Annotated in this window: 20 protein-coding genes; 4 read left to right on the forward strand and 16 right to left on the reverse strand. The window is 47.6% G+C overall.

The window, feature by feature from the left end; all coding sequences use genetic code 11:
• The first annotated feature begins 355 nt into the window (after positions 1–355).
• The 3 genes from Q0171_RS01560 to Q0171_RS01570 are packed head-to-tail and all read left to right on the forward strand — an operon-like array spanning position 356 to position 4761.
• On the forward strand, positions 356–1795 hold the full coding sequence (locus Q0171_RS01560; protein WP_299325956.1) for an MBOAT family O-acyltransferase: 1440 nt from the start codon (positions 356–358) through the stop codon (positions 1793–1795).
• Positions 1796–1832: 37 nt separating this feature from the next.
• Entirely contained in the window at positions 1833–3011 is a 1179-nt protein-coding gene (locus Q0171_RS01565) for a DUF459 domain-containing protein (RefSeq protein WP_299325958.1), read from the forward strand.
• The gene (locus Q0171_RS01570) at positions 3004–4761 is read left to right on the forward strand and encodes a GDSL-type esterase/lipase family protein (protein WP_299325960.1); all 1758 of its coding nucleotides are present in this window, start codon (positions 3004–3006) and stop codon (positions 4759–4761) included. Before Q0171_RS01565 ends, Q0171_RS01570 begins: the two co-directional genes overlap by 8 nt.
• Positions 4762–4853: 92 nt before the next feature.
• On the opposite strand, the gene Q0171_RS01575 is transcribed toward Q0171_RS01570, so the two are convergent.
• From Q0171_RS01575 to Q0171_RS01590, 4 genes are all read right to left on the reverse strand, one after another.
• Positions 4854–5408 carry a phosphatase PAP2 family protein gene (locus Q0171_RS01575; protein ID WP_299326100.1) on the reverse strand — a complete coding sequence of 185 codons (555 nt, stop codon included), beginning with the start codon at positions 5406–5408 and terminating at the stop codon, positions 4854–4856.
• Positions 5409–5556: 148 nt separating this feature from the next.
• On the reverse strand, positions 5557–5865 hold the full coding sequence (locus Q0171_RS01580; protein ID WP_299325962.1) for a TRL domain-containing protein: 309 nt from the start codon (positions 5863–5865) through the stop codon (positions 5557–5559).
• Positions 5866–5873: 8 nt separating this feature from the next.
• Positions 5874–7181 carry an argininosuccinate synthase gene (locus Q0171_RS01585; RefSeq protein ID WP_299325964.1) on the reverse strand — a complete coding sequence of 436 codons (1308 nt, stop codon included), beginning with the start codon at positions 7179–7181 and terminating at the stop codon, positions 5874–5876.
• A 176-nt stretch (positions 7182–7357) separates the two neighbouring features.
• The gene (locus Q0171_RS01590; protein WP_299326102.1) at positions 7358–7537 is read right to left on the reverse strand and encodes a hypothetical protein; all 180 of its coding nucleotides are present in this window, start codon (positions 7535–7537) and stop codon (positions 7358–7360) included.
• Positions 7538–7621: 84 nt separating this feature from the next.
• Between Q0171_RS01590 and Q0171_RS01595 the strand changes: the two genes are divergently transcribed.
• Positions 7622–9370 carry a DUF262 domain-containing HNH endonuclease family protein gene (locus Q0171_RS01595; RefSeq protein ID WP_299325966.1) on the forward strand — a complete coding sequence of 583 codons (1749 nt, stop codon included), beginning with the start codon at positions 7622–7624 and terminating at the stop codon, positions 9368–9370.
• Here the strand turns inward: Q0171_RS01595 and Q0171_RS01600 are convergent.
• The 12 genes from Q0171_RS01600 to trpC form a co-directional block, all read right to left on the reverse strand.
• Positions 9367–10302 (reverse strand): pseudaminic acid cytidylyltransferase, encoded by a 936-nt coding sequence (locus tag Q0171_RS01600; RefSeq protein WP_299325968.1) that lies wholly within the window; start codon positions 10300–10302, stop codon positions 9367–9369. The two genes, Q0171_RS01595 and Q0171_RS01600, sit on opposite strands and share 4 nt — an antisense overlap.
• A gap of 16 nt (positions 10303–10318) precedes the next feature.
• On the reverse strand, positions 10319–11086 hold the full coding sequence (gene flgH / locus Q0171_RS01605; RefSeq protein WP_299325970.1) for a flagellar basal body L-ring protein FlgH: 768 nt from the start codon (positions 11084–11086) through the stop codon (positions 10319–10321).
• 113 nt (positions 11087–11199) lie between these two features.
• Positions 11200–11928 (reverse strand): metallophosphoesterase, encoded by a 729-nt coding sequence (locus Q0171_RS01610; RefSeq protein WP_299325972.1) that lies wholly within the window; start codon positions 11926–11928, stop codon positions 11200–11202.
• Positions 11906–12607, reverse strand: coding sequence for a hypothetical protein (locus Q0171_RS01615; RefSeq protein WP_299325974.1), 702 nt, complete (start codon positions 12605–12607; stop codon positions 11906–11908). Before Q0171_RS01615 ends, Q0171_RS01610 begins: the two co-directional genes overlap by 23 nt.
• Positions 12608–12625: 18 nt before the next feature.
• A complete protein-coding gene (locus Q0171_RS01620) occupies positions 12626–13372 on the reverse strand; it encodes a hypothetical protein (RefSeq protein WP_299325976.1) in 747 nt (248 codons plus the stop codon).
• Positions 13373–13377: 5 nt separating this feature from the next.
• The gene (locus Q0171_RS01625) at positions 13378–13947 is read right to left on the reverse strand and encodes a hypothetical protein (protein ID WP_299325977.1); all 570 of its coding nucleotides are present in this window, start codon (positions 13945–13947) and stop codon (positions 13378–13380) included.
• Complete coding sequence (locus tag Q0171_RS01630) at positions 13947–14927, reverse strand: hypothetical protein (RefSeq protein WP_299325978.1); 981 nt, start codon at positions 14925–14927, stop codon at positions 13947–13949. The genes Q0171_RS01625 and Q0171_RS01630 overlap by 1 nt, the downstream gene beginning before the upstream one ends.
• Before the next feature lie 3 nt (positions 14928–14930).
• Positions 14931–15548, reverse strand: a complete 618-nt coding sequence (locus tag Q0171_RS01635; protein WP_299325980.1) for a lysophospholipid acyltransferase family protein — start codon at positions 15546–15548, stop codon at positions 14931–14933.
• A 33-nt stretch (positions 15549–15581) separates the two neighbouring features.
• Positions 15582–16082, reverse strand: coding sequence for a peptidylprolyl isomerase (locus Q0171_RS01640; RefSeq protein WP_299325982.1), 501 nt, complete (start codon positions 16080–16082; stop codon positions 15582–15584).
• A gap of 234 nt (positions 16083–16316) precedes the next feature.
• Complete coding sequence (locus Q0171_RS01645) at positions 16317–18527, reverse strand: TonB-dependent receptor (protein ID WP_299325984.1); 2211 nt, start codon at positions 18525–18527, stop codon at positions 16317–16319.
• A 302-nt stretch (positions 18528–18829) separates the two neighbouring features.
• Positions 18830–19864: a diaminopimelate epimerase gene (gene dapF / locus Q0171_RS01650; protein WP_299325986.1), complete on the reverse strand. Its 1035-nt coding sequence runs from the start codon at positions 19862–19864 to the stop codon at positions 18830–18832.
• 48 nt (positions 19865–19912) lie between these two features.
• Positions 19913–20713 (reverse strand): indole-3-glycerol phosphate synthase TrpC, encoded by an 801-nt coding sequence (gene trpC / locus Q0171_RS01655; protein WP_299325988.1) that lies wholly within the window; start codon positions 20711–20713, stop codon positions 19913–19915.
• Between the last annotated feature and the right edge of the window lie 94 nt (positions 20714–20807).

Below are 20807 nucleotides of genomic sequence, written 5' to 3' on the forward strand. Positions count from 1 at the left end.
ATGGTTGTGTTGTATTCGTGATTGTTTGGGTTATCATTATCTATATGATAACAATTATTATTATATTACATTCTATCAAAAATGAATTTTATTCTTATTTTTTAATTTGACTAGATTTTAGCGTTGCGTCTGGCTGATTTAGCCCTGCGAGCTGGATTTTCATGTATATTTTTCCTGCCATAACCCCAATAGCGTGATGTCTTAGCCCAAAGCATGATGAGGCGGCTTTTGAGAATTTTTGCTATACTTGCGCTTTCGCCCATGATTTGATTTGCCCGCCTTGTTTGCTTTGGTGTGTCCATAGTGCCTGGCTTAAGTGCTAGATAGGACAGATTTTGAGATAGTTAGGAAGTAGATGTTTTTTTTCTCCATAGAATTTGGGATAATTTTCGCACTATTTTTCATCGCCTACTGGCTTTTGCGGGGTTTTTTGCGCTTGCAAAACTCCCTGCTCTTGCTTTTCAACTACGCGATCTTATGGTATTTTGGCAGTCTTTACTTCGCGTTAGTGCTGGCACTTTTCACGCTCTTTATCTTCGCTGCTAGCCATGCGATTGCTGCTACTGATCGTAAGAGTGTGTTTTTAGCCTCTGTCGCGCTTGTGGTGTGCAATTTGAGCTTTTTTAAGTATTTTGCCAGTTTCAAAGATGGTTTTGAGAATCTATTGCGATTTTTCGGGCTTGATGTGGCTGATATTGATATTCTTTTGCCTCTTGGGCTTAGTTTTTATAGTTTTGCGAGTATCACTTATCTGCGTGCAGTTTATGAAGCCAAACGAGTAGGCAAAGGTGCGCCAAGCGACTATGTCCTCCTGCAAAACCCTAAGCTAGAATCCTTGCCAAATCTCGCGATTTATCTCTCATTTTTTCCCACCATTATCGCTGGTCCCATTATGCGAAGTGATTTTTTCTTCGCCCAGCTTCATAGTGTGAGATTCTGGCGTGCAAAATTTGCCAATCTCATCATTACTCTGTTGCTTTTTGGGATTGTGAAAAAGGTTTTGCTCGCTACTTATATCCAAGAATACAGCGAGCCAATCTTGCGCAACCCGCTTAACTACAACGCTATTGAGCTGCTACTTGGGATATTTGGGTATAGCGTGCAGCTATATTGTGATTTTAGTGGGTATGTGGATTTGGTGTGTGCGTTTGCGCTTATGCTTGGCTTCACGCTGCCGCCAAACTTCAATATGCCCTACATGGCGCGCAATCTCAAGGATTTTTGGGCGAGGTGGCATATTAGCCTTTCTACCTTTATCCGCGACTATATTTATATCCCGCTTGGCGGGAGTAAGCGTGGATTCTGGCTCACACAGCTCTTTGTGCTTATTGCTTTCTCGCTCTCTGGGATTTGGCATGGCAATACGATAAATTTCCTTATCTGGGGTGCGCTGCACGGGCTTGGGCTTGTGTGGCTAAATAGCTTGCGTGCTTTGGGGCTAGGTCTAGGGAGTGGGGCGCTTGCTGGCTTTGTGGCTAGGGTTTGCACTTTTTGCTTTGTAACATTTGCGTGGCTATTTTTCTGCTACAAGGATTTTGGGGATTCTGTGGGGTTTCTTAGCGCATTTGGAGAGAATCTAGCCCAGCCTGTGGGGCTTAGGGAGAGTGTGATTTTGCTCTGTGGGTTTGTGGTATTTAGCTGCTATCCATTGCTACGAAATCTCCAGCGTATGTGCGTGCTCTACTTGTATAAGATCCCAAATATCCTAAAGCCTCTTGTGCTTGGCGCGATTTTGTGTGTGATTTTTGTGTTTATGCCAGATGGGATTCCTAATTTCATCTATGCGGGATTTTAGTATGCGCTTGCACATGATCTTGGAGTAGGGAGAAGGTATGAGAATCGTAGGATTTTACACTACGCTGGTATTGAGCTTCTTGCTCGTTTTGCTAGTGATGAATAGGAGTGTGCATACCTATATCGAGCAAAAATACCACATCACGCCATTTGATACACAAAATCTTATCCTAGAGCTCCTAAGCCTACCTGCCCTCTGGCTAGAATCTGCCCGCAACGCTCTGCTGCCATTATCCCAAGATCTCATCATCGCCAATGCAGAGAATCACGCCCAAAATCAAAGTGGCAGCGAAGAGCCAGAGTCGAGCCAGATAGAGCCAGAAGTACCCAAATACCCGCTCATTAGTGAAGATGGGCATATCGTGCTTGAAGCAGATTCTACATTTCTTTTCATTGGGGATTCTATGATGCAGGGTGTGGGCATGACGCTTGGGAGGGAGCTTAAGAAGCTTGGATTCTCTGTTATCGATATCGCCAAGCAGAGCACAGGACTCACTTATACGGATTTTTTTGATTGGGGTAAAACGCTCAAAGACACCCTCGACAAGCACCCTCGTATCGATGTGGTTGTCATTATGGTAGGCGCGAATGATCCCTACAATATGCCCAAAATCAAATATGCTAGCCCAGAGTGGGTGGAGATCTATGAGAGCCGCATAGAGGAGATTTTGGAGAGTGCGAATGCACATGGCGCACTGGTGGTATGGTATGAAGCACCTATTGTCAAAAAAGAGCCACTCAATACCAAGCTTGCATTTCTTAACACCCTCTATGCTGCCAAAGTCGCCCAGGCTGTGGAGAAAGAGAATAAAGCACTGCTGCTGCACTCAAACAATGCACTCGCGCCAAATGGTAGCTATACTGCCTATGGGAAAAACGCTGATGGCAAATCTATCAAGCTCCGCGCTAATGATGGAATACATTTTAGTGGAGAGGGCTCGCGCGCGCTGGGCGCACTACTGCTAGAGCGGTTGGAGATTCTGCCTGCACCGCAAGAAAAACAGGAGGCAGAAGAACAAGAAGCAGGCATGGTAGCAAAGAGCGTAGAATCTAGTTTGGATTCTACCTTACTAGATTCTGCCTCGCGCGCTGATCCTGCTAGCAAGGCAGAATCTAGCATGCCAGAATCTCACTCTCTCCCTGCTTCTCCAGCACCCAGCGCAGAAGAATCAAGCCAGGATTTTGGTGTATTTGGTGGTCAAGGCGCGTATGAGTAGAATCGCTGTTGCACTCGCGCTGCTTTGTGCGTGTCTGCTTTTCACACATGCACAATCCACATCTGCCAAATCTACCGCCAAGCCCACAACTAGTGCCAAATCCAAAAACTCCAAGCCCACAACCTCCAAAAGCCCACAAAAACCCCAAGCCAAAAAATCCCAAAATACCAAAAAGTCAAAATCTTTTCCCAAGCTCCCAGCGCAAAGCGTGCTAGATTCTATGGCTAAAAAGGGCGACCTCATCGACTTTGGTGAAAAGAATCTATCTTGGCTCAAGCTCCAAGTCCAAGGCGCATTGCAAGCAGAATCCAGCAAGCTAGATTCTAGTGGGGTGCGCATGGCGGTTTTTGGCGACTCACATATTGCGGGGGATTTTATGCCGCGCGTGTGGCGAGCGCGCTTCATGGAAGTGGATTCTGTCGGCTTTGCGTATCCTATTTTCCCACCATTTCATCAAAATCTTCTTATTCATTACCAGCATAAAGGCTTTGAGATCCTAAACTCGCGCAAGGACGCATACAGCGACTATCCCATGGGCGGGATTATCGCGCGTGCTAAGAGTGAGCAAGCATTTGTGCAGCTGGGATTAAATTTCCCAAAAGAGCAGCAGGACTTTCTTGTGCGCGTTGTATTTAGGGCGCCAAGCACGCTAGGGGCATTTATCTTGCGTGATAGCAATGGCAAAGAAGTGCGGCTAGGGGCGAGTGAAAAAGATCGCTGGGAGATCTCATCGCCCATGGCGTTGCGCTTCCCTGTGCGTATCAATGCCTTGCTGCCTAATGCCATGCTTGGTGGATATTTCATCGATACGCCAGCTTCACGCAAAAGCCCCGCTCCAAAACCAGCGCACAATCAAAGCTATGGCGTAGATACTCCAGAGAGCTTTGTTATCAATCTTGGCATAAATGGCGCTAGAAGTGATGTGTGGCTGAAGTGGAATCGTGCGCTACTAGAGCGTGAGCTCGAGCTTATTACGCAACTTGACTTCATTGCGATTTCTTATGGATCAAATGACGCGATTTCTGCGAGCTTCAATGACAAGCTCTATCGCGAGAATTTTTCTGCATTTATCGCGCTCCTACGCCAATACCACCCAAATGCTACGATTCTTCTCATCGGCGCACCCCAAGTGCTCATCAAGCGCAAAGATACTGGCACCTACAAACCAACAACAAACTACGAAGCTGTGCGCAAAGCTACCAAGCAAGTCGCGCGGGAGAACCACACGCTGTATTTTGATATGCAGGATTTTATCGAGGAGAGTGGGGGTAAGCAAAAATGGATTGCCCAAGCTCTCTCAAAGCAAGATGTCCATCTTAGCCCCTATGGCTACAAGCTTGTCGCAGAGTCTATCGCCTATCATCTCGAAGCTTTGCTAGCTAAGCAAAAGCTCCCCAAAGCCGCAGAATCTACTAAGGCTCTTGAACTAGATTCTGCCTCTTCTCATGCACTAAGCCCACCCCAAGACTCGATAGAGTCCGCACAGGATTCCTATTTGGGGTCAAAGCCTGAAACCCGCCAAGCCCCTCCAGAATCTACTCAAACAAAACAAAACACACAAAATAGTGAGCCTAATCTCACACCAGCAAGCACAGATGAGCAAAATGAGCAAGAGCGAGATAATCAGGGCATGCAAAGAGAAGATACTGCTGCTAAAAATAGCACCCAAAGCAAAAGTGCAATCCCGCTTCCGCCAGATTCTAGCGCGGCACAGGAGATTTGGCAGGAGCTGGAGATGAAGGAGTTTTAGACCCCACATTGTAGGCTTAGGCTCTTGCTTGTGGTGGATTTGCAAGAGGCTATCGCATGGCAATAGCCTTGGCAATAGAATGGCACTAAATCTCACCAGGTGTAAGATAGATTTACTCCGTATGTCGCCCTGCCTGCCACATCTGTGCCGATGTCTGGGAGGATAAGGACATTTCGTGGTTTGTAGGGTGTGGTAAAGATCCACGCCACTCCCCACGCGATCGCACTTCCAGCAAGCACCTGCCAGATGGTGTGCTTCCTAGCGACCACGCGCGAGGCATCAGTGATGATCCCAAGCCCTATGAGTGGCAGTGCTGGCTTCCACCCATAGCGGTAATACACAAATCCAGCCGCACTAAAGCCCCCACCCGCGTGCCCGCTTGGCATACCTTTCCAGTCATCGCAGCAAGGGCGTTTGGCAAAATCTAATGAAGCCCCCCCCCTATCGTGCGCAAATTCAAAGCTCTTTTTGACCACTTCTATCACCCCTTGGGTAACAAGCGAGCCAGCTGCGAGCTGTGCCGCACCCTCGTAGTCTTTCATGCCAAGGCTTACGATGAGCACGCCCACAGGTGCGAGCGTTAGCACATCGCCCACTTTTTCAAAAGGTTCTCGTGCGTGCGCGGTGATGATAGAAGCGAAGCACATCGCCGTGATGAAAATAAGCTTGGCATGAAGTTTGCACACGATATTGCCTTGATGTGAGTCTCTTAAAGATTGGGCGCATTATACCATTGCTTCTGTTTTATCTCTCTTGCTCTATCCAAACGATTTGGGCGCACTAAAATTAGTAGATTTACTCGCCTGTAACGATTGTTGTGCGTTTGGTGTAGATGTAGGGGAAGCCATTGCGTGCGAAGTCTGTTGTGGCGATTTTCTCTATCCCACCATTGCGCGCAGCTGCGGCAATCGTGCAGTCTCCAAAGTCAAAGAAATAAAAGAAATTTTTGCAAATCCCTATACCTGTCTTTTTGCTACTTGCCATACCTGTGGCATGCCCCGGCGTATAGACCGTGCCACAGCCTTGCAGCATGGTAAGTGCAAGAATGACAAGTGCTCCAAGCATACTAAGCATTGCGGGTGCTGGTAGGGAGTGTGGGCGCATGGCTTTTGCTATTTTTTCTTGGATTTTTTAGCGGTATCTTTTTTATGCTTTTCAGCCTTTTTGCTAGATTTTTGAGCTTTTTTATCGGCTTTTCTTGCGTTTTTTGCTTTGCCAGCGATGATGAAGCGCAGTGCGTTTAGTTTGATAAACCCAGCAGCATCTTTTTGGTCATAGACATTGTCCTCTTCAAATGTGCTATATGCTGCGCTAAAAAGTGAGTGTGTAGATTCTCGTCCTAGCACGCAGACATTGCCTTTGTAGAGCTCAAGACGCACGAGTCCGCTGACATGCTTTTGCGTGTGGTCGATGAGTGCCTGGAGAGCTTCGCGCTCCTTGCTAAACCAAAATCCATTATAGATAAGGCTCGCATATCGGGGCATAAGCTCATCTTTGAGATGGGCTTCCTCACGATCGAGCGTGATGGATTCTATGGCTCGATGAGCTTTAAGGTAAATTGCTCCACCTGGGGTCTCATAGCACCCACGCGATTTCATGCCTACATAGCGGTTCTCGACAAGATCCAGCCGCCCTATGCCATGCTTGCAGCCTAGCTCATTAAGCTTGCTCCAGAATTTTGCCGGGCTTAGCTCTTTGCCATTTATCGCTACGCCATCGCCGCGTTTAAATTCTATGGTGATGATTTCGGGTTTGTCTGGTGCGTCTTTGGGGCTGACACTCCAGCGCCACATGCTCTCCTCTGGTGCTATGCTTGGGTCTTCGAGATTTTGTCCCTCATAGCTGATGTGCAGGAGGTTTGCGTCCATGGAGTAGGGGGATTTTTTCTTCGCATTTTCGATTGGGATTCCAGCGTTTCTGGCATAAGCTAGAAGCTTCTCTCGGCTATTTAGATCCCATTCTCGCCAAGGTGCGATGACTTTGATATCTGGATTTAGCGCATACGCGCCTAGCTCGAAGCGCACTTGGTCATTGCCCTTGCCCGTGGCGCCGTGGCTTATAGCATCTGCACCACACTCCTTGGCGATTTCTACCAGCTGCTTGGCAATCAGCGGGCGCGCGATTGAAGTGCCTAGCAGATATTCGCCCTCATAGATTGCATTTGCTCGAAACATAGGGAAAACAAAGTCGCGGATAAACTCCTCGCGCAAATCTTTGATGAAGATGTTTTCTGGCTTGATTCCAAGCTTTAGTGCTTTGGCGCGCGCTGGCTCGACCTCCTCGCCTTGCCCGATATCTGCAGTAAATGTTACTACCTCGCAGCCATAGGTATCGCCCAGCCATTTAAGGATCACGCTTGTATCAAGCCCACCGGAATACGCTAGCACGACCTTTTTTACCTGCTTTTTTGCATTGCCCATCACTTACTCCTTGTATGGATTAGACTTGGTGCGCAAGTCATTTGCTCTATTATACATGGTTTTGGGGCGATTGGTGCGAAATGGCGGGCGGATTCTGGCGCGCTGGCGTGGATTTCTGGGGGTGGATTCTGGGGCTGTGAGCGTTCTCTGGCGCGCTGTGTGCGGTATTTGTGTGGCTATTTGATAGAGTGGGTGGAGTTTGGATCTATGGACTTGATAAGCTCTAAAATCTCTTGGTGGTAGAGCTCTTGGCTTGCTAGATTCTCGCGCATTTTAAAGCCTGCTTCAATGAGTGCGTAAAGCTCTGGCTTGGTCGTCTTCCAGCGCTGGAGTGTGCGGGTGATTCTTGGGTAGATATGGTGCTGTGCGTTATTGACATTATGTTTTTTTTGTAGAATCGATTTATCCCAAATATAAGGGCAATACACAAGGAGAAAGCAATGAGCGATAATACAACTTTAGGCAGTGTGCTACAAACTCACCACCGATTCCATATCCCAAACTATCAGCGCGACTATGCGTGGGGGAGCGAGCAGTTTGATGATCTCTGGGAAGATTTAAAGGAGAGCGTTGAGATCGCCAAAGAATCTAGCAAGCCTGATGGGCATTTCTTGGGCACGATTGTCATCGCCCCGCATGGAAGTGGCGATAATGAGTATGACCTAATCGATGGGCAGCAGCGAATGACTACGATATTTATGCTGCTTTACGCGCTTTTAGCAAGAACTAGTAGAAATAGAATCTATGTAGAAGCAGATGATGGGAAGCAAACCAAAAGATTCCAAGTCATTGAGGCAAATAAAAAAGTATTTGATAGCTTGCTTGAAAAAGTGGGTGTAAGTGATTCTAATGAAATCGATAAGATAGAAGCCACTACGCAAGGGCAGAAAAATCTCCGTGAAGTCTTTAAAGCTATTGTGATTAAGGTTAGAGGTCTTGGCGAAAGCGACATAAACACCTATATCGACACGCTGCTAAAAATGAAAATGCTTGTATTGAAAGAAAATAGTGCTGGGCAGGCTATCCGCACATTCCAAAGTGTCAATGACAGGGGCGTGCAGCTCAATATACTTGATAAGCTTAAGTCTCTTTTGATCTACTACTCCAATCGCTATTGCAAAGGCGGAGAAAATGGGCTTGATGATGAGATAAATGGGTGTTTTAGAGATATTTTTTGCAAATCGCAAAAAATTGTGGATCATAAATACAGCTCCGCAATCGGTGGGACAAGCTTCAAAGATGGCGATATGGTGCGCTACCACATAGGAAGTGCGAACTTTATAGCCAAAGCGGAAGGACCGCATTATAGAGACTCCACAGAAACATCTTATGACAAGATTAAAAAAGAGCTAAAAGCTCGTGCTGCAAGTGATCCTGCAGATCTCAAGGAGTTTTTACGCGCCTATGCAAAGGATTTGGCAGAGTTTTTTACCGCTACAGTGCGCATACTTGATCGCATAGGGACTGATGAGGCGATGTTTGAGTGTATGTTTTTGGAGAATCTAAACTCCTTGCTTTACCCTACATTTATACGCTTAGAGATGTTGGGCGAGCTAAGTAGGGAAATGATAGATTTTCTAGCGAAGGTAGATTGCGCTTTGCTAAAGTTTAACGGAGCAGAGGCTACGGCGTATGGACTACGAGAAGAGCTATTTGATAGCACAAAAGATATAAAAGATCGCATAGAGAGCCTAAAGCAAAAGGCTATGCAATCGTGCAAAGATAAAAAAGTTGATCTAAATAGTCGCATAAGCTCCTTTGTGCAAAATAGCTTTGCTTATAAGCGGATATTCCACTACTTGTTTTTTAAACAACATTGTCATAAGGCGACAATGGCTACATTTGGGAGTTTAATTGTGAAAAAAGAATTATCATTAGAGATAGAGCATATCCTCCCACAGGCTCTAAAAGATAGTGCTAATGGCTTTAAGCAGTATGGATTTGATAGCAAAGAGGATTTTGATAGGTATTGTGATCAATACGGCAATCTCCTATCGCTTGAAAAGACGCTAAATGGGGAGGCAAAAGACAAGGATTTAATGAGTAAAAAGCCCATTTATGAAAAATCTAAGCTTGATTGCGTGAAGAGATTTAACACCGATGGCTTTGATAAAAATCGCATTAAAGATCGCAGTGCAGAGGCAGAGAAATTTTTCAAAGAAGAATTTTTCAAAGATTTTGTAAGCTAGATTCTAGTCATGGCGCGGTATTTCATCTCAGCGAGTGTCCAATCCTCTAGCGTATCGATATCCTGCGCTTCATGCTGGCGGAGAATCAGCGCGCGCGAATGCGGGGCAAATAGCGCTAGCCCATCTCGCCAAGCACGCTCCCAAGCCCACGCCCAGCCGAAATAGAACTGCCCTGCATCGTGATAGACTTGTGCTAGATCCTGCGAGCGTTTGGCAAAGTGCTGCGGGAAAAGCATTTCCACTCTGCCCCACTCTCCACTGCCACGATTGGCGAGCCTTTCTTCTTGTTTCTTGCTGTTTGGCTGGCTCGCGCTATCATCGCCACGGATACAAAAGCTGCGAAAAGGGCTATACGCATAGCCCACTGCTGCAAAGCTAAACAACACACCAGAATCCAAAAAATCACCGCTAGATTCTGTGTCTAAGGCTTTTGCACAAGCTTTTGGGGATTGCAGGGGAGAGCTACTAGAATCTAGTGTATGAGATTCTAGTAGCATTTCAAGCGCGCGCTTTAGGCTCTCTGGGCGCAGTAGTGGGGCGGTGGGGTAGATCACACAAAGCACATCGCTAGAATCTAGCCCTAGCTCTTTGATCGCGTGCCGTGCCACAGCGGCAGTGGGCGTGAAGTCATCGCTTAAAGAGCTTGGGCGCAGGAATGGAGCTTCCGCGCCAAAGCTTTGGGCAATATCGGCTATGTGCTGTGAGTCTGTGCTAACAATCACGCGTGAGAAAAGCTTAGATTCTAGCGCGGTGGTGATAGGGTAGGCGATGATGGGCTTGCCGCAAAAGGGCTTGATATTTTTATGCGGGATTCGCTTGCTTCCGCTTCGCGCTGGGATTAGCGCGATAATCTTTGGCGCGCTAGTTAGAGCAGCGGTGCTTTGAGTGCTTTGGGGGGCGATCTTTTGGGCAGTGTTTGGAGAAGTGTGCAAGGGCTAGAATCCACTTTTAGAATGGAAATTCATCTTCTATGGCTTTTGTGCCATCTTTTTTGTGGTTGGTCTGCCCGATCGCGCCAATGCTTGTGTAGGCGATTTTAGAGTCGGCGATATATTTTGATGAAATGCTATTGTCGCGCTCGATGTCATAGGGGCGGATCACACCGCTAATGGTTACTAGCCGCTTTTCACCATCGATTAGCACTTCATTATGCCCATAGACGAAGTAGTTGCCATTTTCTAGCACTTTTAGGATTCTAGCGGTTATGGAGAATTTGAGCGCGTCATTGCGGCTTTGCTGTCCGCTGCCTTTGAAGTTGGAGTTATCGGCGGTTTTTTGCAGGGTGTAGTTGGTTTGGTTGTTTAAATCTTGGGTGTCTTTGGCGGCTTGCTCATCGCTGCCGTTGTAGCCTAGCACAGGGGCATTGACTGCGCCACCGCTTGTGCTTGTGTAGTCTTTGGAGCTAGAGAGAGAGGCATTGGAGCTCTCATCGATATTTATGGTGATGAGGTCATTTGGGCGCATCGCTCGCCTATCGGCAAAAAGTGGGCGATCGCCCTGCCCAAAGAGTGAGCCTGCTTGGGCTGGAGCTGGGAGGAACTCCTTGCTAGGCATTTCATCGACATAGGCTGGGGGATTGAAGTCGATTTCTGGGGTGAATGCGTGGGCTAGGCTTAGGGCGGTGGCTAGGGCTAGCGTGGCAATTAGTCCTGCTTTGGCGCGGTTTGCGCGAGATTTTGCTCTATTTTTGGGGCTTTGTGTCCTTACAATGCTCATTATGCTGTCCTTGTGGCGTGCGTATTTGGTAGAGGCTGAAGCAAAGTGCATTCCAGAAGTGAGAATCCACATAGCAGACGCAGATTTCGTGGGTAGGTTGGGTGGCTTAGACACTATGCTGGGAGCAGATCGATACAGACGATTTCGCTAGGGGCGAGGAAGCGGAAGCTTGGTCCCCAAAATCCTGCCCCACTGCTGACATAGAGCTTGGTCTCCTTGCTCTTGGGTGGCTTTGCTTGGGCTGGGCTGTCTTTGAATCTCTTATCTTGGGGGCTTTTATCGTGGAGATTCTGGGGATTCTCATCTAGCGTGTAGAGTCCATGCACATATCGCTGATCAAGCCACACAAACACGCTCATGGGGAAAACTTGCCCCGCATGCGTGTGCCCAGAAAGCACGAGATCAAAATCACTCACATCATAGCGGCGTGAGAATTTAGGCTGGTGGGCGAGCAGGATACTTGGCTTGGCTGGGTTTAGATTCTGCTTGGCGCGTTTTAGATCTGGCGCCTCCATGCCAAAGCGCAAGCCCGCGAGATCATTCACACCTGCGAGATTGAAGCCACTAAGCTCTATGCTCTCATTTGCCAGCACACGCACGCTAGTTTGGCGCAGGAAGCGCATGATAGATTCTATGTCGTGGTAGTATTCGTGGTTGCCATTGACATAGAATACACCCTCTTTGCTTTTTATAGAATCCAGCGCAGCAAATTCATGCGCGATCCTATCAATATAGTCATCTACCAAATCCCCCACAATCACCACAATATCAGCATCTAGCGTATTGATTTGCTCCACGATTCTAGCAAGAAAATCGCCCTTAAGCGTATGCCCAATATGCACCGGAGATAAGAGCTATGCGCTTTTGCTCGCGCAGGCGAGGGAGAGGGATTTGGACATGGCGTAGTGGTGGAGTGTGGAGCGCGGCATTTCTGCTAGTAAAGAAAAATAAGAAAAACAGCATAAAAATGCCCAAATCATGCAAGATCTTTAAAAATCTGCGCCGTCCTGGGGAGAATCTACTAGAAACTTTGGTGGCGTTAGGAGCTATGGCAGCGCAAAAGTCAGTGCCACACTGGCTGGACATGGCAGCAGGAGAGACAGAGCTGCCAGAATCTAGTGCATTAGAATCCAATCCATGCTCTTGTGCGCTTGTTTGTTTTGAGATTGGGCTTGACATCTTGTGTGGATTTTGTGTTTGCATAGCGCGGATTCTACAGGTAAGCTTCCTAAATGCCCGCACAAAGATTCCAGCGACATCTGCTACTATGCACGCAGCAAAGAGGCAGTAAGTAATCGCCACGCATGAGCCAAGCAGACTATAGCTCACAGCGTTAAATCGAGTGTCCTTAGCCAGTAGCCAGAATCCAACCTCAGCAGCAAATAGCACTGATAGTGCGAGAATTAAAAGCTTGCGATGATTGACAAAAAATATCGAGTATCGCAACACACGGCGATAGATATAGATTTTGCTCCCAAGCAAAAACGCAAAAATCACCGCGATAATGGCAAGGATTTTCATGTTAGGGCTTTAGCGTGGCTACCTTGCAGAACTAGATTCTGCGCTGTTGGTAGAATGCTCGTTTGACTCTGTGGCTTTGGGCTGTATGGGGTTTTGCGACTGGGTGGATTCTGCGCTAGAATCTGTGTTGGCGCTTTTTTCTTTATCTGTGCTTTTTTGTGGGCTTTTTTCATGTTTGCTTGAGCTTTGGGCGAGAATAGCTTGCAAATGCGCTGGGGTTTGGTAGGTGCTGTAGCGCAGCTCAAGACTGAAAGCGACTTCATAGGTGCTTGAGCGCATGCTCGCACGCTGGATTCTCACAGGAGGCTTTATCACCGCGCTTGCTTGCAGAGAGGTGAGCCTATCCATGAGCTGCCAAATTTTCTCCACCTGCTTTGTCTCTGCGACAAACGCATAGGTAACGCTGCGTGTCTGGTCATCTTCTTGCGTAGATTCTGCTATGCGCTTAAGGCTTTTTACTTGCAGGTATTCTTTCACAAGTGCCTGCATCTCATCAAATGCCTTTTGGTTATTAAGTTTGGTAAATGATGGGCTATTGTTTATCACAAAATCCCCTAGTCGCTGCACGGAGGCGTCATAGTTTTTCTTAATCTCGGTGTAGATGATTTTCTCACGGCGCTCTTGGACATATTGGGATTTGAATTTTAAAATAAGCGGCCAAAGCAAATAGCTAAAAAATGCCAGAATCATGCTCGCATACAGCACGGAGTAGATGAGATTGCGGATAACTAAGTCTGTATCGACGCGACTAGGAAAAGGTTTCATCTAGCCTACTCCTTTGTGGATTCCACAGGCGTGCCTGTCTGTCTCTGCGCAGAATCCACACTTTTGCTCGCTTGGGTGGGGGCGTGGCTTATGGAGATGAACTCATACCAGCCATTTGAGAGCGCGTAGAAATTCACATTTGAATGCCCGAAATTGGCTTTGAGCGGGTCTTGAAGCGCGAAAAAGAAAAACTCCTTAGAAGGTGTTACGCCTTTTAGCACCAGCGTGCTATCATTGATTTCAATAAAGCGCAGCGTGATTTTATCAGGGACTAGCTCAAGGAGATCGTGGAGTTTGTCTCGGCGGATATCGTTTTTGTCGATTCGCTGATGCACAAGCGTGGCTTCATAGACTAGTCGCTCGAAGTGCTCATCTACCTCCACAATATGCTGCTGGAGGGTTTTTTGCTCGAGCTTATAGTGCTCTGTGCGTGCAATCGAAGCGCCAATCTCATGCTCCAAAAATATATAAAATCCCACCAAAATCATAATTGTCAGCCCAAAATATAGCCACCAGATTTTGGTGATTTTGGCAAAAATATGCTTGACTTTGGGGCGGATAAAGCTTAGTGCCATTATGCTCCTTTCAGCTCTTTTTGCGCAAATTTTATGAGCATGTCAGGGAGATTGAAATCTCGCTTAATCGTCTCTAGCATCATTTCTTTGGCAATAAATTCAAAGGCATGATCACTCATTTTGCACGCATCAAGAAATATCACTTTATCGATAAACTCACCGCGATAGAGGGGATTTTGGTAGTATTCCTTGATGGCATCAAGGATAATTTTGCTGATGATTTTGGCTTTTGGCATGTCGTCATAAACAATCTTTGTTTCATCGAGATTTGGGATAAACATATCGGTTTGGAGATTCTCGAGACTTGGATTTAGCTCGATTTTGGCAAATTCATCAAAATCCTCATCAAGCGAAAAATCATCGAAATTTTTTAGCTCCACACCCATGTGTGTATCCTCTTTGTTCAGTATGGGGACTTCGCCTTCAGCGATGAAAAACCCACTAAATGTCGTGCGACCTTTACTTACCACCATAAGTGCGATATTGCTGCGCTGGAGCAAGACATAGATATTGTTCCCAAGCGTTGGCATTTCGTGGGCGTTAAAATTGATGAGCGAGAATGGCGAGAAAAGGAAGTCAATCCCATCAATCCTGGCATAGCACTTAGTGATGAAATCCTTTATCGCGCCACGCTTGGCAAATGCCTTGATCTCGCCATTGCTCACGATTCCACACTCACCTAGGCGGATATTGCCTGGCACGAAGTCTTTGGAATCTTTTTGCAAAATTACTCCCTGTGAGAGAGCTTTAATCATTGCGCTTACATAGGTGAAAGGATAGGCGCGCTTGTATCTGCGGATAAGCTTAATAGCGTCCATGGGGAGTTTGGACTCGGTGGCACGGAATTCTTTGGTGATAGATTCTATGGTGCGGTGATTTTTGATTCTCACAATTTTGAGCGTGCAGGTAAGCGCATCGATATCTATCGCAATAAATACCTTGCTAAAAAACGGCGATACCACAGCACTAAAAAGCCCCATTTCCTACCCTTGCATACGCTTCTTTACCACCGCCCGAGCCTCTTCTAGGCTAAGGCTCGCATCTAGTGTGAAACTCTCGTCCATATAATAGCATATTTTCCCAAAAGGCATGGGCAGCATGAATCTATCCCAAGTGCCTAACTTATAGCCTAAGCTGGGCACTACACGGCACACGCTGATGGGTTTGCCTGTTTTTTGTGCCATCATGATGACTCCATCAGCGATATGATGATATGGTCCTCTGGGTCCATCTACGGCAATCCCAACATCGCTGCCAGCCTTTAGCACAGAGATTAGCTGCAGCAGAGCTCGCACGCCGCCTTTATTACCTCCGGTGCTACCGCGCACATTTTTAAACCCAAAATGCCCGCACATTCTAGCAATCAACCCTCCGTCAAAATGACTGCTAGAGAGGATATAAATATCGGGATTTTTGCGAAGCTTGCGATAAAGTATAGGAAGCATGAGAATCTCGCCATGCCAAAACGCCAAAATCGCATTGCTCTCGCGCACGCTTGGGTGGATATAGAAGCGATTGCGGCTAAGTGCATAGAGTAGCCACACCAGAATCCACCCAACCCTAGGCACAATTCTTTCTGCAACGCGTTGTTTCCAATTCATGGGATTCTCGATAGATTTTGCTAGGTTTGCAGGCTATCCTTGAGGGGCTTGGCTAGAGATTGTGATTGTCATGATTTTGTCTTCTTGGCGCAGAGAGTCAAGCACTGCGAGACTCGCCTCATCTTCAATCTGCCCAAACACCGTGTGCTCGCCATCTAAATGCGGCAAATCCACAAAGCAGAGAAAAAACTGGCTTCCGCCTGTATCGCGTCCAGCGTGCGCCATGGAGAGTGAGCCGCGCTTATGGCGGTGGGGGTTGCCTCTAAGCTCGCAGGCGATTCTATAGCCTGGACCACCTGTGCCATCGCCTCTAGGGCAGCCACCTTGGGCGACAAAGCCTGCGATAACGCGGTGGAAGTTTAGCCCATCATAGAATCCACTTTGCGCGAGCGTGGCGAAATTGCTTACGGCTTGGGGTGCATGCTCGCCAAAAAGCCTTATATGTATGTCGCCTTTGTCTGTGGTAATCGTGGCGTAAGCGTAGGATTCTAGCTCTTCTTCGCTTGGTGTAAATGTCTTTAGCTCATCTCTCATTGGGTATTCCTTTAGTGTTGGTAGATTCTGGGCAAATTGCTGTGCGCGATTGTAGCATAAATGGGGTTTGGATTTTTGCAGTGTCGCATTGATGATTTGAGGCTTGCGTGATTTGAATTATTTTTTTGATTGCATGCGCTTTAAGCATAGAAAAATTGCGCGGGAGTTGCCCAAAGTAGTGATTGCAAAAGTGGTTTTCACCACTTTTGCATATATCATAAAAGCCAGATTTCTTTAAAATCTTCCGGCGATTTCTAGGTAAAATGCCCTGCCTGGGGCGCGGTAGTAGGCGTAGTATTGATAGTCAAGCAAATTGGTAAAGTTAGCACTTAGCTCAAGATATTTCATTCTATACCCTAGCCGCATATCAAGCAAATAGTAGGCATCACTACTAGAATACACGCCCCACACTTTTTGGCTCGCATTATCTAAGTCCTTATACCGCTTGCTTGCCATTTCACAGCCTAGGCTGCCAAAGAGCCTGCCATCATCATAGTAGAGCTGCACATAGCCTGAATGCTCTGGGACTCCGGGCAGGCGATTGCCCGCAGCGATTGTCGTGCTGCCTGATACGAGATCTTGGGTGAGCTTGGCATTGTAGAGCGTATAGCTTGCAAACAGCCCCCCATAGCCAAAGAGCTTTTGCCTATATGATAGCTCTATGCCGTTTATGCGCGCTCTCTGGGCGTTTTCTACATTTTTGCCGATGGTGGTTATGGCATTGGTGAAAAAGCTATCAAAGTAGTAGATTTTCGCCTGTGCGCCAAAAGTGGATTCTGGGTATAGGGACTGCTCTAGCCCCACATCATAGCTATATAGCTCTTCTGGTTTTAGGTTAGGGTTGCCTGAAGTTTGGACGCCATCGTTGCGGATATAGTCGCGGAATTTTTGGTTGAAAGTAGGGGCGCGAAATGAGCTGCCAGCTGAAGCCTTGATGATTGTCGTGCTAAAGCCGCTAGAAAAGGGCGTGAAATTTAGTGAGAGCTTAGGGGAGAACTGATTATGCGTAGCATTTGGGGCATTGGGCTTGGTGGTGTCTGTGTAGCCAAAGCCCTGCCACAAATCCCACCGCCCGCTAAGCCCGGTGCTAAAATATTTGCCCCACTTTGCCTGATAATGCACAAATGCGCCTAGGAAATTATGCTCCCCGGTGATTGTCTTGCTAAGTGCGGTGCTAGAAGCAAACTCGCGCCAATCGCTAAGAGTATAGGCATTTTGCTTATAGCCGCTATATCGCTCCTGCACGCCAAATAGCAGGCTATGGGCTTGGGACAAACGCAGAGTAAAAGAGCTTTCAAAGTTTAGCGTGTTGTAGTGGTGATCTTGCTTGCTCCCAGCTCCGCCAAAGGGCGAAGCCCCGCCGCTAGGACCAGCCCAAATATCATTGCCATAAGTGTGATTTAGGCTTGTGCGCCACTCATTGCTGCCAAAGTAGTGTGTATAGCTTAGGGCGGAGATGACTTGATTATAAATTTCATTGCCCATACCGCCCACAAACGCATAAGGTGCGCTGCCTTGTGTGCTGTTTGGGCTTGTGGCAGAACCCCACGCGACATTGCCGTTTTCATCGCGCAAATAGCTTTGCTGGCGGTGGTGGATATAGTTGTAGTTAGAGTATTGCACCCACGCATCTAGCACGCCACTACTGCCAATATCTGCTTGGGCTTTGAGTCTAGCATCGTGTGTGGCGTATCGCTGGCGTCCCATATCGCCCACAAGCACAATCGGCGTGCCATCGGTTTTGTGCGATGGGACGCTGCCGCTTAAGCCGCCTATGCCATTATCACCACTTGCATTGACCCACGCATTATCTGCTGCATAGCCGCTAGAGAAGCTCCCGCCATAAGTGGCTTTCACACGCAAGGATTTGTCAAAAAAGCTATCCCCCACGCTTAGATACCAATTTGTGAGATTCTCTGGTGCGCCATTGTGGCTAAATGGATTCCCATAGCCTAGGCTGCCATACACAGAGAGCGAATCAGGCATAGCGGTGATAAAGTTGATAGCCCCGCTAAGCGCGCCTGAACCATACAGAGCCGAGCTAGCTCCGCGCGTGATTTCCACGCGCTCTAAGTCGTGTGCGCGCATTGTGGTTAGCATTTTGGTGTTGTTGTTAATATCATTTAGCACCACGCCATCTACCATAAGCAGCGCACCATTGCTAATGCCTCGAATCATCGCGCCATCAAAGGTCTCCATACCTCTACCTTTAGGCTGAAGCACGCCCTCGTGTCCGCGCAGCGTATCGGTGAAGCGATAATTTGGGCGCAGGGCAATATCGCGCTTGTCAATTATGGTGGTATTACCCGGAGCTTGCTCTATGGGGGCGGGAATGCGCGAGGCGATCGTGGAGACTTCGTGTAGTGTGCGTTGCTCTGGCTTCTCTAGCGCCTGTGCCGCCCCTATACATATAAAAACTCCACCTAGCATAACTAAAGCACGCATGATAATCTCCAAATAATAAAATATGGCAAGTCAAACGCAAATTCTCGTGATTTGATACGATGAGTGCGACAGAATGCAAAGTATGATTATATAAAAAACTTTATGACTTAAGTGTGAATATTTTTATATAAATAATATAAATTCCATAAATACCGCTCACAATGGGCGTTGGAAGACTAAGAATATCTATGAAAGACTAGAATCTAGTGCAAAACCAGATTCTAGTCTGTGGAGTATGCGGGATAAATCCGCTTAACTAAGCAGAGTCTAGCTTCTTAAAATCGCAAGATCAATGCTTACTTCTAAAAGCCAAGCCCTGTTTCACACACCGCCACTAGCCGCACTTCTCCTTGCAAAAATACGCGCATAGCTGGATAGGCAGAATCTACACCCCTCGCGCTAGAATCTGCTTTGGATTCTAGCCCTACATGCTCGCACCAGAGACAGAGTCTCTCCCCGCTTGGTGGGATAAGTGTTGCGCGAGAATCTAGCCCTAGCATGATATGTCCCACTAGCAGCACCGCAGCCATGCCTGTCCCACAAGCTAGTGTGATATCCTCCACTCCCCGCTCATAGGTGGCTAGATAGATGAGGTCAGGGCTTTGCACATATGCGAGATTGACATTGGCATTATAGTGTCGCCGCAGGGCGCGCATGAAGCTTAGAATCTCTGCGCTTATGCTGGTATCTTTAGCGATTAAGCCTTGTAAAAGCCCATGATCTGGCAAAAACCCCACGACATGAGGCACGCCTGTATCGATATATGCCCACTCCATACCCAAATCTGCCAAGCTCGCTGGCATAGGCATATCCGGCAGGACATCGCGCCCGGCAGGGAGTGTAGTGAGATCGCGATAGCGCCCGAGATTGCTTGCGACAATCGCGCAAGCCATAGCGCCTGAGACTTGTGGCATAGACTCTTGCGCTTGTGTATGATTTTGTGAGCTAGATTCTACGCATACTTCGATGATATCGTGCTGCACACTTGTGATAAAGGCATGCTTAGCAGGGGCGAGTCCCATGTGGTAGGCATAGTGTGCGACACAGCGCGAGGCATTGCCACACATATTTGCGCGCGAGCCATCAGCATTGTAAAAATCCCAGCGATAGGCAATTGGTGGGAGTGTGGGGGTAGATTCTGGGGGCTTAGTGCTTGATGTAGCTCCAGAATCTAGTGTATGGGGTGGCAGATGAGGTAGCAGCACGACAAGCCCATCTGCGCCAATCCCACTATGGCGATGACAGAGCCCGCGTGCAAGCGTGGCGAAATCCTGCTGCATAAATGTATGGAAAATCAAAAAGTCATTGCCATTGGCGCAGTATTTGTGGATTGTCATGTTGCTCCTTTAGATTCTGGGTAAATCGCGCAAGCCCGATTCTAGCGCTCAATCCTGTAACTCTCTAGTCATAAGCTCTGTAAGCGCGCTTGCACCCTCTTTCATAAACCACTCGCCTATAAGCACAGCATCGACTTTAGATTCTAGCAGTTTGCGCAAGTCGCTCACACTCCCTATCCCGCTCTCACTGACAAAGACTTTGGATTCTGGCACGAGAGGGCGCAGATCTAGGCTTGTTTGCAAGCTCACACTAAAGGTGTGCAAGTCTCTATTATTCACGCCGATAATCCGCGCATCAAGCTCTAAGGCTTGCTCGATCTCTTGCTCTGTGTGTGTCTCTACCAAAACACATAGCCCAAGCGATTCTGCCAGCGCGTAGAAATCCCTAAGCTGCGGCAAATCTAGCGCGCTCACAATAAGCAGCACCGCGTCCGCGCCCATAATTTTTGCTTGATAGATCATATATGGGTCGATTGTGAAGTCCTTGCGTAGCATAGGCAGGGGGCAAATCTCTCGCACTTGTGTGAAAATCTCATCACTGCCTAGGAAGTAGTGCGGCTCTGTGAGGCAGGAGATGGCATTTGCCCCAGCTCTCTCATACGCTCTAGCGATGTCAAGGTAGGGGAAGCTAGCATTGATAATGCCCTTTGATGGCGAAGCCTTTTTAATCTCGCAAATCGCGCTTAAACCCTTAGTGCGCAGGGCGTTTTCAAAGCTTCTTGTATGGGGCTTTGCCTTATGCAGGGCTTCAGCCTGCTCGCGCAAGGCGTGTAGTGGGAGCTGCTTTTTGCACTGGGCTACGCGCTCCTTGGTGCTATCTATAATGCGTGAGAGTATCATATCGCCCATTTGCCACCCTTTAGCTAGAATCTAAAAGTGGATTCTAGCACAATCTTTCTTCCCTGCTCATAGCCCACCCTAATCGGCAAAAATCCATTTACCT

Source organism: uncultured Helicobacter sp., from assembly GCF_937906905.1.
GTDB lineage: Bacteria > Campylobacterota > Campylobacteria > Campylobacterales > Helicobacteraceae > Helicobacter_B.